Source organism: Marivirga lumbricoides (assembly GCF_014636295.1).
Classification (GTDB): Bacteria; Bacteroidota; Bacteroidia; order Cytophagales; family Cyclobacteriaceae; genus Marivirga; species Marivirga lumbricoides.
Window position 1 is genome coordinate 182372 of sequence record NZ_BMEC01000004.1, and the last position, 15399, is coordinate 197770.

Genomic DNA, 15399 nt, shown 5'->3' on the forward strand with positions numbered 1-15399 from the left:
AAATTCGTTGTTAGAAGTATTAATTTTTAAAATGTACAATATGAAAAAAATTATAAATAAATATCGATTAGTATCGCTGTTTACATTGTTGATTTTGTGTTCTTGTTCAGATGAGTTTCTGGATGCACCATCTGAAACTCAACTTACGCCAACTGATTTACCTGATGGTATTACAGCTTTTGATGGTATAGCAGAAACAATGTATTTTGAGCCTTGGTTTACATTTAACGATAAGTTTTTAATAGCTGTTGGTGACATGTATGCCGGTAATATTTACAGCTTCGATGGCGCCTATCAACAATTTAGAGATGCCCAGGTAACTTCTCAAAATCCTATACTTACTGAGGGCTATGTCTCCCTGTTTTCAGTAATTGACCAGGCAAATAATTTAATGAGTTTAGTAGAAGAGAGAAAGGATGAGCTACCCGAAGATGATTATAATAGTTTAATAGGGGTTGGCAGGTTCATGAGAGCAAATGCTTATTTTTATTTAGTCAGATCCTTTGGAGCAGTACCTATTGTGGATGGAATTAATACTGAACCTCAACCGAAAAGAAACCTGGTTGATGACGTATATAAGTTTATTAAATCAGATCTTGAATTTGCTGCTGAAAATTTACCAGAGTTTGCTGCTAAAAGAGGATTTGTAACGCAGGATGTGGCAAAAGGCATTTTAGCAAAAGTGCATCTTACACTTGGTGAATATTCGGAAAGTGCCAGCCTGACAGAAGAAATTATTGGAGGGCAGTATTCACTAATTCAACAGTTTGGTGACCTGTTTAATAGCCCTGAAAATAATAATAGTGCTGAAAGCATGTTCGCGCTACAATGGATATCGCTTGCTACAGTTTGGGGAACACAAAATACTAACCAGGCATATATTGTACCTTTTGGATCAGGTATAACTGGAGGACAAGATGGTTGGGGAGTATATTTACCCTCTATCTCACTTCAACAGGATTTTACTGATGAGGATGGAAGGAAAAAAGCTACGATTATGGAGGATGGTGATTTCTATCCTGAATTACTATCTTCTGAGGGTGGATTTACATATGAAAAGAGCCTTTCTGCCACGTCTGCCAATTTTAGAAAATACATTGTAGGTTCTGCCGCTGAGCGGACTGATGTTTTTTTTATGAAAACATCTCAGAACACCATCATACTAAGGTATGCAGACGTATTATTAATGCATGCTGAAGCTAAATTGGCAGGAGCTTCTTCAACTTCTGATCCTTCTGCATTAAATGCATATAATGAAGTAAGAAGGAGAGCAGGTTTACCCACTAAAACTGTTTTAACTAGAGAGGAATTGTTTACTGAAAGAAGGGTTGAGTTTGCTTTGGAGGGCCAATATTTCTTTGATCTAAAGCGAAGAGGAATTAGCGAGGCTATCTCTGTTATATCCCAACAGGAAGTTGGGTTTTATTCGGATGAGGCAAGGACTGAATTAGTGTCAATTAAGATCACACCTGGTGCTAATTACTTTGAGTTACCTATCCCTCAATCGGCAATCAATACAAACCCTTCTTTATTGGAAGAGCCTGTTCCTTACAACTTTAACTAAAATTACTATGTTAAATAAAATAAAAAATATCGCAATTTTATTGATGTTATTAGTAGCATTTTCTTCCTGTGAGGAGGATAATGCTGAAATAAAAGTAGATGCCATCGTTTCGGCATCCGGAGATTTATTAAATGCTTCTTTTCCGCTTCAGCAGGTTAGAGTAGAGGGAGAAGGGCTTTCAGGTTTAGAAAAGATTACTTTGGACAATACTATTGAGGTAGGCTTTAACCCAGCCTATAATTCTAATAGGGCATTTATTTTTACAGTTCCATTCGATATTTCTGAAGGCAGTAGATTTGGATTACAACCAATAACCTTTCAAACATCAGGTGGATCATTTACAACTGATTTTGAAATTATACAACCTGTTCCTGTTATTAGTAGTATTTCACCTGAAACACCATTAGTTGGAAACTTTGCTACTGTGGAAGGGGAATGGTTTTATGATGTGAGCAGTGTTACATTTGATGGAGAACCCATTGAGTATAGTGTTATTTCCGATGAATCGCTTACAATCCTTATACCTGAAACGGCAACTGGTGGGGCAGATTTAGAGATTACAACCCCGGGTGGTACTGTTACTCAATTTTTAAATGTTAGCTTAGGGTTTGTTATAATAAACATCTCTGATTTTGATGGTGGTGGAGTTAGGCAAGAATGGTTTTCTTTTGGAGATGTTGAATCTTTTGATGCAAATGTTTCAGGTGGACCTTCAGGAAATTATGCGCAATTCACTTGGGCAGGTTCTGATGCAAATGGATATAATGGTACCAGCGCTGGTGGCGGGAATAACTTTGTGGATGAAACTAATACTGACCCAACAGAAGTATATATTGAGATTGACATAAGTGCTAATGTTGTGGGGGCTCATGTAGCCATTCAACTGAACGAAATAGACGGAGCAAACTTTGCTTACAATATGAAAATTGAAGATACTGAATGGAATACGTACTCTATACCATTATCAGAATTTAAGAATAATTACGGTTTTGGTGAGGTGGTTGAAGGTAATCCGGATCCCTCTCAAGTGAATCAAATCAATGTTTCTATTGTGCAGAGTGATACGCCAAATCCTACAACAATTAGTTTTGATAATCTGAAAATCAAATACAGAAATTAATTATCAGAGTTTAATTTTTTTGATTCAATAACTATTTATGACATGATTTTCATAACAGCGAAGGCATAGCCCTCGCTGTTATGAAACTTAATCAAGACAGCTTGGTCATTTTCAAGCCGTTTTAAATATAAGTCATATCAAATCTATTAATTCAGGCATTGTTTCATCATGGAAATTTCTTGAATTCCTGTTCATTAAAAATTCTATTGTGAAATCTTAATTGCTTCTGCTTAGCTATAAAACTTCGCTTTATGTTTTTATAGAATTGATCAACTGTCTTAACAAAATATTTTAATGTGTAAACAACTACTAATGAAAAATCTGATTCTACTATTTTTAACAAGTATATTATTTCTGTTGACTGCTTGTGCCAGTGATGAAGGCGAGGTGGATCTACCTGCGCTTAAAGAACCGATTGCCAATCCTGCCACAGATGTTACTGACCTTAGTTTTACTGCAGGTTGGAACTTTGTATCAACAGCAAAAAGTTACTTGCTGGATGTATCACTTCAAAGTGATTTTTCCAGCTTCATTTCAGGTTATGAATCGTTAGAAGTTACGGGCTTAAGGGCTGAAGTTACAGGTTTAACTCCGGCAACGCAGTATTATTTTAGAGTTAAGGCAGTAAGAGAATCTGCCGAATCGGATTTTTCGAACGTTGTAATGGTCACTACAACAGGAACACTTATTGATACTGATGTTTTTCTAAAAGATAAAGCTGCCAACAACTTTTTTGTAGGTGCGGCTGTAAGCACTAACCGACTCTCAGGAAAGTATAATGAACTACTGACTACTGAATTTAACAGTATTACGGCTGAGAGTGAAATGAAAATGAGAACCATTTTTTTAGGGCCTGGCAATTACAACTGGACAGCACCAGATGCTTTAGTAAACTACGCTACAGAAAATAATTTAAATATTCATGGTCACGCATTGGTGTGGCATGTAGAAGTGCCTGACTGGATGACTACTTTTACAGGTACGGACGAGGAGTTTGAGCAGATTATAGAAGACTATATTAAGGCTGTTGTAACAAGATATGCAGGGAAGATAACATCCTGGGATGTAGTTAATGAAGCTATAAATGATGGTGGGGGTATAAGAAACAGCATATTTCTTGAAAAAATGGGATCCGATTATATTGCTAAATGTTTTCAGTGGGCCAGAGAAGCAGATCCGGATGCCTTGTTGTTTTATAACGATTACAATACTCCGGAAGACTTAACTAAGCAGAACGATGTTTATGCGATGATTGATGAGCTACAATCTAACAATATACCAATAGATGGGATTGGACTTCAGATGCATATAAGTATAGATAACCCAACCAGACAGCAGATACAGGTTGACGTTGACAAAGCTATAGAAAGGAATCTAATTGTGCACTTTTCAGAGCTAGACATCAGAGTTAATCCTGATGGAAGGCAAATTGTTAATTCACTAACAGAGGAACGTGATTTTGCTCAGAGATTAAAGTATAAAGAAGTTGTTGACTTATATAATAGCATCCCCGACTCTTTTAAATATGCAATTACTGTATGGGGTATACGTGATCCGGAATCCTGGATTATAGATCAATATAACAGACCTGACTGGCCATTACTGTTTGATGATTCATTTGATAGAAAATCTGCACATATAGGATTTCTTGAAGGATTAGAGTAACAAAAGAGACTGAATAGTTAGCTATTCAAAAACGTTTAAGTAGTAATTTGAGGAATTGACCTTTTGGTTTTATGCTAATTCCCACCGGTAGCAATAATAAGTTATATAAATTGATGGAATCGATAGTCTGTTTTAAAATAATACTTAATATGAATCCGATCGTCATTTAAATCTTGAAACTGAGGAGCTGACAAAGGAATGGAACCATAGAAAAATGACTATGGAATTCACTAAGTCTCCCAAAATCAAAGTGTTAGTTCTATAAATAATCCAGAGCATATACTTTTGTTGTTCATAAAAATCCTTACCTTTGCAATCCGTTCGAGTGAATGGTTTATCTGAAAGGGTAAGTATTTGTAAACCAAAACGATGGCAAATTAGGTCCGCTTTGCTCATCGAAAATAGAGGGCCCTGACAATTATGGCAGAAAATCAAGAAAACGTAAAGAACGAAGAGTTCGACTGGGAAGCATTTGAAACCAAAGGTTTTGGTGAAGGCTACTCAAAAGCAAAAAAAGATGAATTAGCTTCAATGTACGACAACGTAGCAACTGACTTGGCTGAACAAGAAGTTGTGAAAGGTGTGGTTGTAGCTATTAATGACCGTGACGTGGTTTTAAACGTTGGGTACAAATCAGATGGTTTAGTACCAACCAACGAATTCCGTGACCTTCCTGACTTGAAAGTTGGTGATGAGGTTGAGGTATACGTTGAAGAAAAAGAAGACAAAAACGGTGAGCTTGTTCTTTCAAGAAGAAAGGCTAAAATCGTTGGTGCATGGGAGAGAATCCAGGGTGCATTGGATAGTGATGAAATCATTGAAGGTATTGTTAAGAGAAGAACTAAAGGTGGATTAATTGTTGATGTTCACGGAGTAGAAGCTTTCTTACCAGGATCTCAAATTGATGTAAAACCTATTCGTGACTTCGATGTATTCGTTGGCAAGAAAATGGAAGTAAAAGTTGTGAAAATTAACTACAGCAATGATAACGTAGTAGTTTCTCACAAAGTGTTGATAGAGAAAGATCTTGAAAAACAAAAAGCTGAAATCCTTAATAACCTTGAAAAAGGTCAGGTATTAGAAGGTGTAATCAAAAATATGACCAACTTCGGTGTATTCATCGATTTAGGTGGTGTTGATGGTTTATTGCACATTACTGATATCTCATGGGGTAGAATCAACCATCCGGAAGAAGTATTGAATCTTGACGAAAAAGTGAAGATTGTAGTGCTTGATTTCGATGAGAACAAGAAAAGAATTTCTTTAGGTATGAAGCAATTGACTTCTCACCCTTGGGATTCTTTAGCTGGCGATTTGGAAATCGGATCTAAAGTAAAAGGTAAAATTGTTAACGTGGCGGACTATGGTGCATTCTTAGAAATCGCTCCTGGTGTTGAAGGTTTAATCCACGTTTCAGAAATGAGCTGGTCACAGCATTTGAGAAATCCTCAGGATTTCATCAATGTAGGTGATGAGCTAGAGGCAGTTGTTTTAACACTTGATAAAGACGAAAGAAAAATGTCTTTAGGTATTAAGCAATTGACTGAAGATCCTTGGAACAAGAAAGAAGTATTAACTAAATATGCTGTAGGAACACAGCATAAAGGTGTGGTTCGTAACATGACTAACTTCGGTTTATTCATTGAATTAGAAGAAGGAATTGACGGATTAGTACACGTTTCTGACTTAAGCTGGACTAAGAAAATCAAGCATCCATCTGAATTTGTAAAAGTAAATGAAGAATTGGATGTAGTTGTTTTAGAATTGGATGTTGAAAACAGAAGATTAGCTTTAGGACACAAACAATTGGAAGAAAATCCTTGGGATACCTTTGAATCAATCTTCACTGTAGGTTCAAACCACAAGTGTACTGTTTTAAGTAAGAACGATAAAGGCGCGATCATTGAATTACCATATGGTATTGAAGGATTCGTTGCTCTTAAAAATCTGAAAAAAGCGGATGATTCAATGGCTGAAGTAGGTGAGTCTTTAGAATTTAAAGTATTGGAATTCTCTAAAGAAGATAAAAGAATAGTTTTATCTCACTTACACGTTCATTCTGATATTGAAGAGGCTCCTAAGAAAAAAGCTACTCCGGCTGCTGGTGCAAAAGGCAAGAAAAAATCTGCGCCTAAGCAACAACAAGCTTCTGCTTCTACATTAGGTGATTTAGATGCACTTTCTGCTTTAAAAGAGCAAATGGAAGGTGATGCTAAGAAATCTACTGCTAAGAAAGCTGCAGCTAAGAAAGAAGAGCCAAAGGCTGAGAATGCTGAAAAATCTGAAGCTGAGACACCAACTCCAGCTCCTGATAAGGCTAAAGCTGAGGCTAAAAATGAGCAGGCTAAAGCAGAGAAAGAAGCTTCAAATGAAGACGATAAAGAAGATAAAGAGTAATCTTTGTTTTTAAATAATAGCTAAAGCCATTCCACAGATTGTGGAATGGCTTTTTTTATGGAAGATTTCCTGAGAGATTTGAACTAGCTATAGAGGCATCAGGAAATTTTTAGATAATATTTAAGTTTAGTGTTTGAAGAGCCGCGGAATATCCCTATTTTTGCAATCGCAAATATGAAACGGTCACGTGGCCGAGTGGCTAGGCAGTGGTCTGCAAAACCATTTACAGCGGTTCGAATCCGCTCGTGACCTCACTTTTTTTTAACCTCCTATTGTGTAAAATCAGTAGGGGGTTTTTTTGTGTATAAATTTTCTGAACGGATGAGAACCGCAGGTTCGAAAGCAAGTCTTTAAGACTTTGCTTCGCGAGGGGTTTTAAGTGCGGCATGCCTTTTTGCGGGTACGAGCAATCCGTGGCTGTTGCACAACTCGAATGTTGCGAATTAAAAATGATAGAAATACCTTATAATTTACATGTAATAATTTGATTATCAGTTTTTTATGTTATTTTATTTTGGTATATTATGCCATGCAAGGAAGAAAAAACTATCAAGAGAAATTGTTCACCTCGTTTCAATTATCTGACCGGGTTCCGGAGGAAAATATATACCGCCAGATATTAAAACTCATTGATTTTCATTTTTTATATCGGGCAACAGCACCTTATTATGGTAAGGAAGGGCAAGCAAGCGTTGACCCTGTTGTTTTCTTTAAATTGATGTTAGTTGGATATCTGGAAAACATCACTTCTGACCGGAAAATTATTCAATCAGCTTCCATGAGGATGGATGTATTATTTTTTATAGGTTATGATATTGATGAACCTCTTCCATGGCACAGTACTTTGAGCAGAACCAGAAAATTATATGGTGAAAATGTTTTTTTGAGTTTGTTCCAGGAAGTATTGAAGCAGTGTATCCATAAAGGAATGCTTTCAGGAAGACGACAAGCAGTAGATAGTGTACTTATCAAGGCCAATGCTTCTATGGAAAGCCTACTTGAAAAGGAAATTCTGGCCGATGCGGCCACATATAGCTCAGAACTAAAAGACAATGAAGATGATAATGATGGGAAAACTAGAACAATGCCCATTGTAAAATCAAAAGATGAACGTTTTGGTAAAAGGCAAAAGCGCAACAATAAAACCCATTACAGCCCCTCCGATCCCGATTCACGTATAGCAACCAAACCCGGCAAACCCTATCTATTAAGCTATTTAGGACAAGTTAGTGTTGATACGGGAAGTCATGTAATCACCCATGCCCAGGCATTTCATGCTGATAAGAGGGATAGCCAATGTTTAGGGGAAGTACTTGACCAGACTGTGGACAATCTTGGCAGGGAAGGCTTGATAATGGAAGAAGTTTTAGCAGATACAAACTATAGCAGTACCGAATCCCTCGAAAAAATGGAAAAGATGGAATTGAAGGGCTATATCCCCAATTTCGGAGGTTTTAAGCCAGAAAGGGAAGGGTTTATTTATAATGAAGAACACGACCATTATGTGTGTTCTCAAGGTAAGCAACTTAAATACAGAGGGATAAAAAAGAATCATTCAATAAGCAAGCAATACCTGAGCAAAGCATCCGACTGCAGAGATTGTCCAAAACGATTGTCCTGTATTGGAAAATCAAACCAGAAAATGATTACTGAAACGCTGTCAAGGCCACTGTTCATGCAAATGGAACATCGGGTTAAAAGTAGAAAAGGTCAAAGAATGAAAAAACTAAGGCATAGTACTGTCGAGCCTGTTATAATAGGTACCCTTGTCAATTACTTGAACATGAAAAAACTGAATACTAAGGGATTATCTAATGCCAATAAATGTCTACTTATGTCAGCGATTGCCTATAACCTTAAAAAACTTATCAAATTTAAACCACTACAGGCTCCTAATTGGTCAAGAAAGAGTTTAATTGACAGGATAAACAATAAAATAAGTCAATTCTCATCTGTTTTTTCAGTAATGAGAAGTCCCTACTTATAACAGGGTTCAAAAACGGAAATTATCCAGAAATGAGTTGTAGTTTTAACTTTTATAAAAGGTAGTTGTGCAACAGCCACAATCCGCTCGTGACCTCACTTTTTTTAACTTCCTGTTGTGAAAAATCAGTAGTGGTTTTTTTATACCTTCATCTCATATCTATTATTTAATTTAAATAATCTTCTTTTTCATGTGTAACTATTCTGGTTTTTGAGCGTCACCTTTTTAGTTTAAAATAATTAAGAAATGCGATCCTTACTTTTCCTTTCAGCTTTTATTAGCAGCTTGTTTTTAATTGATGCTGTACATTCTCAAGAAAAAAAGCAGTCCGAAATAACTTATACAATAGTGCCTGATTATCAGGATAACCAACAATTAAATGTTTCATTTATTTACAAAACCGATAAAAAGGGGAATCTGATTTTAAGATATGAAAACGAGTCATGGGGAGATACAGCTCTTTTCAGATGTATAAAGAGCCTGAGCGTAGAGCCTAAAGCAAGAATAATACATTTTTTGCCGGATAGTAGCCAGATAGTAATTAATGCCAAGCCTAATCAGCAACTTACTGTAAGGTATACTATACAGCAGGATTTTGATGATTCTGTAAAAAATTACCATCGCTACAGGCCAATCATCCAAAATACTTATTTCCATATTTTAGGGATGAGACTTTTTATTTATCCGGTACAAATTTTTCCAAATGATGAAAAGAAGGCTCATCTCCATATAAAATACATCAATCAATATGATGCTGAATTGTTTCATAGTAGCTTAGGAGAAAGTACTGAGATGGAGGCTCATCTTACCAGAGAAGAGCTTTATGGAACTTTCTTTTTGGGAGGAGACTTTCGGAGAAGAGAGTTTAAAACTGATGGAAAAAGCGTGTTTTTTATCACACGAGGTAAATGGTTAAATATCTCTGAAGATTCTATTTTTAATATGCTGGAAAAGACTGTTAAAGCTCAGCTTGCATTTTGGAATGAGAGTTTTGCATATGACTTTTCAGTTAGTTTGTTACCAACATATGAGGAATGGACGGAAACCTCTAAATCTTATTCAGTCGGTGGTAGTGGACTTACTAACTCATTTATATCATTTGCTTCCAACAATCCCGGCATAGAAATGGAACGAGTAAGCTGGTTATATAACCACGAATTTCTTCACAGATGGATAGGTCAGAAAATTAAAAATAAGTCTGAAGAAAAGCAATATTGGTTTAGTGAGGGATTTACAGAGTATTATGCCTACAAGTTAATGAACAAAAATGGATTATTAACATCTTCAGAATTGAAAAAACTAGTTATATCTGAGTTTATTATTCCTCATCAACTTTCTCCTGTGAATTCAATAACTAATAATGAAATTACTTACGATAAGTTCTGGAGTGATAGAAATTATCAAAAACTTCCTTACAGAAGAGGCTTTCTATATGCCCTTCTTTTAGATTACAAGATTAATGAGCAGTATAACAGTACAAAAAGCTTAGATAATCTCATGCTTGATTTATTGAATGAAGCTGAAAAGAATGGTTCCTTCCGTTTAGATACATCTACCTTTGCTGAAGTTCTTCTCGAATATTTAGATGCCAGTGCTTTAAACGATTTTAACGAGTTCATTGAACAAGGTAGTCCAATTGACTTTCCTAAAGCGCTACCACAATATTTTTCTAAAGAAAATGACGAAATTACCTTAAATCGATTACCTGGAGAAGGTTTATAAGCACATTTTTCCATCATCTGGTAGAATTATGTAATCACAAGATTATCAATTAGATGAAACCAACCTTTGAATAACTTCGTGCACATTTAAAAGCTTTAGGTGTACATGGATTTAATGTTGGTTATTTTTTTTATCAGCCTTTTTACTGTAGCAGCTGCAACTGTAGTTAAACCTATTCAAAATTTACTTCTTACACAGCCCTTGTTAGCAATGTTGGCTGGGGTACTTTTGGGTCCTCAGCTTTTAGATGTCTTTCATACTGTTTCTTCTGAAGAACGCAATCACATTCTGGAGTTAGCATGTAAAATTACAATTGCCATGGCATTAATGTCTACTGCATTACGAATACCAGTAGATTTTATTAGAAGAAAATTAAGAATGCTGTCTTCACTGGTTTTTTTTGGCATGGTTCTGATGTGGATTGCTAGCGCTGCTATTCTTTATTGGGTGGTTGGGGCTGACACTCTTTCTTTCACAGAGTGTATTATTATAGGGGCTGTTATTACTCCCACAGACCCTGTGATATCTTCCACTATATTAAGCGGAAAAATGGCTGAAAAATTTCTCCCTGAATCAGTTCGCCATACTATTTCTTTTGAATCAGGTGCTAATGATGGTTTAGCTTACCCTATCGTACTTTTTTCAGTATTCCTTTTTAAAGGAAATGATTTTCCTCTTTCCGAATGGCTAAGTCGATCAATTCTGTATGAAACAGTTCTTGCCGGTATTGTAGCATTTATAGTAGGTCATTTTGCGGGACTATTGATGCACAAAACACATGTAAAAGGATATATGACTAACAAATCTTTAATTTCTTTCTCTATAGGTTTGGCTTTACTACTACTTTCAGGGCTAGAGTCATTGCAGATGAATGGAATTATTGGTGTTTTTATAGGAGGCCTGGCCTTCTCCCGACATTTGGAGGAAAATGAAGACCTTAAAGAAGAGAGGGTTCAGGAATCACTGGAACGCCTAGTTACTATCCCCATATTTTTTCTATTTGGACTATTTATTCCCTGGCAGGAGTGGGGTGAATTGGGATGGTCTGCGGTTGTAATAGCCGCTTTAATTTTGTTGCTAAGAAGGGTGCCTGGTTTTCTGTTAATGAAGCCGTTTTTTTCCCAATACAAAGGTAAATTGTATGATATTTTAGTGATGGGTTGGTTTGGCCCAATAGGAGTAGCAGCATTGTTTTATGCTGTTTTTTCTGCCAAGCAGACTGGAATTGATGAAATATGGACTATCACCAGCTTAATAGTATTCTCTTCTACAATTGTCCATGGTATTACAAGCATACCTTTTGAAAAATTATATCATAATCTGAAGACAAACTGAATTTTTCTTAAACTGGGCATCAATTTTATATGAACAAAAGGTAGGTTAGTCTTTATAGATGATGGTCTCAATCATTTCTTCATGAACTTTGGGGTAAGTGATTTCGCCCTGAAGAAGATAAGAATGAATTTTAAGTAAATTCTCAAAAGAGGGTTCTTCTATATGCTTAGGGATTTTAAAAATACGTTCATCTCCTTTATCTAAAACCGTGTTGTCTTTATGAAAAAAATAAGGGATAAGCGTTTTATTAAGGCTCATGGCTATACTTTCTACCTCAAAATAGCTTAGCCAATCATTCATTTTCTCTATTATTTCATCGAAAAAATGTTCTGTATTACTTAACCTTACCCTTGAACCTGCTTTCGACTTTCCTTTCGTCTTTAAATATTTTAGCTGACTTTTTCCCTGCTTTTTCCTAACCATATAGGCTTTAAATACTTTATGTTCTATTATTTGCAGGCCTTCACAGTATGCCAGAGCAGCACTACCAGATTGGATAATAGCAATAATATACGTTAAATCTAAATCATCTAACTCAATTTCCTTACTCAATTTGGTAAGCGTAACAGGTAATGGTAAGCGTAAATAAAACTCATTGCTTTTATCTAATTGAAATATAAAACGATGCTTTTCAGTATCAAAATTAAATGAAAATGCCGTCTTCAGGTTGCTGGCAACCTGGGCTATATTTTGTAGGTCAATTAGTTTACTCGTAGGTGAGTTCATTATTGTGTATGTGCTTTTAAAATGGACTCATTAATTACTTTACATGCAATTTTAATTTCTTCATGACTAATAGTAAGGGGAGGGGCAATTCTGAAGCTATTAGGACAGGATAAAAACCAGAAGCATATAACTCCTTGTTTTAAACATTCTTCAACAATTTTCATTACTTCTTCTTCCGTTTCAAACTCAAACGCAAATAAAAGACCTTTTCTTCTTACCTCCTTAATAGAGGGGTGTTGGATTAAATTTTCAAATAGTGCACCTTTTTCTTCAACAGTTTCAAGCAATCCATCTTCAGTAAGTACTTGTAAAGTAGCAACCGCTGCAGCACAAGCAACGGGATTTCCTCCAAATGTAGTTATATGCCCTAACATGGGGTTAAAGGTGAAATGTCGCATTATTTCTCTTTCGGCAATGAAGGCACCTAGAGGTAAACCGCCTCCTAATGCTTTTGCAGTACATAAGATATCAGGAACAACATCAAAATGCTCAAATGCGAAGAGCTTGCCTGTGCGACCCATGCCAGATTGTATCTCGTCAAAAATAAGCATGGTGCCTGTGTCAGTACACTTTTTTCGTAGCGCCTGCATATAAGATTTGTCAGGTATTCGTACACCTGCATCCCCTTGTATCGTTTCCAGAATTACACAGGCCGTTCGTTCGGTAATTTCATTCAGATCATTCAGATCATTATGAGTAATAAATTTAATATCAGGAAGCAATGGCCTAAAGGCATACTTCTTTTTTTCATTTCCGGAAACACTCAGTGCACCATGTGTGCTTCCATGATAAGCACCTCGGAAAGAAATCATTTCTGTCCGTCCTGTATAGCGTTTAGCTAATTTTAAAGCTCCTTCAATGGATTCTGTTCCACTATTAGTAAAGTAAACACAGTTCAGGGTTTCTGGAAGATGCTTTACAAGTATTTCAGCCAGCTCGTTAGAAGCAGACTGTACAAACTCTCCATATACCATCACATGAAGATGATTGTCTACTTGCTTTTTGATAGCCTCAATAACTTTAGGGTGTTTATGGCCTAAAGCACTTACCCCCACACCGGATATTAAATCCATATAAGATTTGCCGGAAGGTTCATAAAGGTAAATGCCTTCCGCCTTTTCTATTTCAAGTAGAAAGGGAAAAGGAGTTGTCTGGCCGATATGGTCAAGAAATATTCTCTGAGCTGAAGAATGTGACACGATAAATGAATCTTAATTATTTCGAAGCTAATTTATTTACGAGGTCAATATATTCTCGCATAGCATCCTCTTTTGGTTTACCTTTTATTTCTTCCCAGGCATTATACTTTGCGATGGCTTTGAAGTCAAAACCTCCCGGTCTTTCTCCACTTACATCACCTTCGTCTGCTTGCTTGTATAACGCATAAAGCTTTAGTAAATCTTCATTTGATGGTCGTTCCTTTATGTCTGTTTTGGAACGTTCTGCTGCATTTTTAAATTCTTCCTGTAGTGTCATTTGCTTTAATGAATTCTTAAAAATAAAAAAGCCAACCTAATAGAATAGATTGACTTTTAAAATATTGTTTGAGATTTTTTTTATCTTTTGCTGGTTTCCTCGTAAGGTCGGTGATTGTAACCTGTGTAAACTTGTCGCGGACGGCCAATTGGCTCATTATTTTCTCTCATCTCTTTCCACTGAGCAATCCAACCTGGTAATCGGCCTATAGCGAACATAACAGTAAACATTTCTGTCGGAATTCCCATAGCTCTGTAGATAATTCCTGAATAGAAATCCACATTTGGATAAAGCTTTTTCTCTACGAAATATTCATCACTTAATGCGATTCTCTCCAGTTCTTTAGCGATGTCTAACAACGGATCGTTTACCCCTAATTGTTCTAACACATCATCAGCAGCTTTTTTGATAATTTTAGCTCTAGGATCAAAGTTCTTATAAACCCTATGGCCAAATCCCATTAATCTGAATGGATCATTCTTATCCTTGGCTTTCTCAATAAACTTTGCTGTATCTCCACCTGCCTCTTGAATTTCTTCCAGCATTTCTAATACTGCCTGATTGGCACCACCATGTAAAGGCCCCCATAGAGCATTAATACCAGCAGAGATTGAAGCGTATAAACTAGCCTGAGAGCTTCCTACAATTCGTACTGTAGATGTAGAACAGTTCTGCTCATGATCTGCATGAAGTATCAACAGCTGGTCTAGTGCACGTGCTACAACCGGATTAGCCTTATATCTTTCAGCCGGTAAGGCGAACATCATTTTAAGAAAGTTAGAGCAGTAATCTAACTCATTATCAGGATAGTTCACAGGATGTCCCACCTGATTTTTATAAGCCCAGGCAGCAAAAGTTGGCATTTTAGCCAATATTCTTATAATGCTTAAATCTACTGCTTCAGAAGATCTGTTAGGATCAAGAGATTCAGGATAAAAAGCAGTAAGTGAACAAACAAGAGAGGATAAAACTCCCATAGGATGGGCATTTGATGGGAAACCATCTAAAATAGTTTTGATATCCTCATGAACTAATGTATGAGTAGTAATTGTTTTTTGAAAATTTTCTAACTGATCAGATGAAGGTAATTCCCCGTAGATTAAAAGGTAAGAAACTTCAAGGAATGTTGATTTTTCGGCAAGGTCTTCTATTGAATAACCTCTGTAGCGTAAAATCCCTTCCTCACCATCCAAAAAAGTGATTGCACTCTTAGTAGAACCTGTGTTTTTGAAGCCGGGATCTATAGTGATAAGGCCACTCTCCGCTCTTAATTTGCTGATATCAACTGCTTTTTCCTTTTCAGTACCTTCAACTACAGATAAAGTGTATTCTTTTCCTCCGTACGTTAATTTTGCTTGATCTGACATGTATATTAAATTATATTATTTTGATGTTAGAAACATTTACTTT

Annotated in this window: 11 protein-coding genes and 1 tRNA gene; 8 read left to right on the forward strand and 4 right to left on the reverse strand. The window is 36.2% G+C overall.

Features of this window, described 5'->3' with window-relative positions:
• Positions 1–40: 40 nt before the first annotated feature.
• From IEV85_RS07655 to IEV85_RS07690, 8 genes are all read left to right on the forward strand, one after another.
• Complete coding sequence (locus tag IEV85_RS07655; RefSeq protein WP_188461906.1) at positions 41–1564, forward strand: RagB/SusD family nutrient uptake outer membrane protein; 1524 nt, start codon at positions 41–43, stop codon at positions 1562–1564.
• A gap of 7 nt (positions 1565–1571) precedes the next feature.
• Positions 1572–2684, forward strand: coding sequence for an IPT/TIG domain-containing protein (locus tag IEV85_RS07660; protein WP_188461908.1), 1113 nt, complete (start codon positions 1572–1574; stop codon positions 2682–2684).
• A gap of 312 nt (positions 2685–2996) precedes the next feature.
• The gene (locus IEV85_RS07665; protein ID WP_188461910.1) at positions 2997–4349 is read left to right on the forward strand and encodes an endo-1,4-beta-xylanase; all 1353 of its coding nucleotides are present in this window, start codon (positions 2997–2999) and stop codon (positions 4347–4349) included.
• Positions 4350–4769: 420 nt separating this feature from the next.
• Entirely contained in the window at positions 4770–6746 is a 1977-nt protein-coding gene (gene rpsA / locus IEV85_RS07670; protein ID WP_188461912.1) for a 30S ribosomal protein S1, read from the forward strand.
• 181 nt (positions 6747–6927) lie between these two features.
• Positions 6928–6998, forward strand: a tRNA-Cys gene (locus tag IEV85_RS07675).
• A gap of 277 nt (positions 6999–7275) precedes the next feature.
• Positions 7276–8733 carry an IS1182 family transposase gene (locus IEV85_RS07680; protein WP_188461914.1) on the forward strand — a complete coding sequence of 486 codons (1458 nt, stop codon included), beginning with the start codon at positions 7276–7278 and terminating at the stop codon, positions 8731–8733.
• 243 nt (positions 8734–8976) lie between these two features.
• Entirely contained in the window at positions 8977–10452 is a 1476-nt protein-coding gene (locus IEV85_RS07685; protein WP_188461916.1) for a M61 family metallopeptidase, read from the forward strand.
• Positions 10453–10557: 105 nt separating this feature from the next.
• A complete protein-coding gene (locus IEV85_RS07690) occupies positions 10558–11787 on the forward strand; it encodes a cation:proton antiporter (RefSeq protein ID WP_188461918.1) in 1230 nt (409 codons plus the stop codon).
• Between the two features lie 45 nt (positions 11788–11832).
• Here the strand turns inward: IEV85_RS07690 and IEV85_RS07695 are convergent, their stop codons facing one another.
• From IEV85_RS07695 to IEV85_RS07710, 4 genes are all read right to left on the reverse strand, one after another.
• A complete protein-coding gene (locus tag IEV85_RS07695; protein WP_188461920.1) occupies positions 11833–12513 on the reverse strand; it encodes a hypothetical protein in 681 nt (226 codons plus the stop codon).
• The gene (locus IEV85_RS07700) at positions 12513–13712 is read right to left on the reverse strand and encodes an aspartate aminotransferase family protein (protein WP_188461922.1); all 1200 of its coding nucleotides are present in this window, start codon (positions 13710–13712) and stop codon (positions 12513–12515) included. The genes IEV85_RS07695 and IEV85_RS07700 overlap by 1 nt, the downstream gene beginning before the upstream one ends.
• A 16-nt stretch (positions 13713–13728) precedes the next feature.
• Positions 13729–13989 carry an acyl-CoA-binding protein gene (locus IEV85_RS07705; protein ID WP_188461925.1) on the reverse strand — a complete coding sequence of 87 codons (261 nt, stop codon included), beginning with the start codon at positions 13987–13989 and terminating at the stop codon, positions 13729–13731.
• Between the two features lie 80 nt (positions 13990–14069).
• The gene (locus IEV85_RS07710) at positions 14070–15356 is read right to left on the reverse strand and encodes a citrate synthase (protein ID WP_188461927.1); all 1287 of its coding nucleotides are present in this window, start codon (positions 15354–15356) and stop codon (positions 14070–14072) included.
• Positions 15357–15399: the final 43 nt, after the last annotated feature.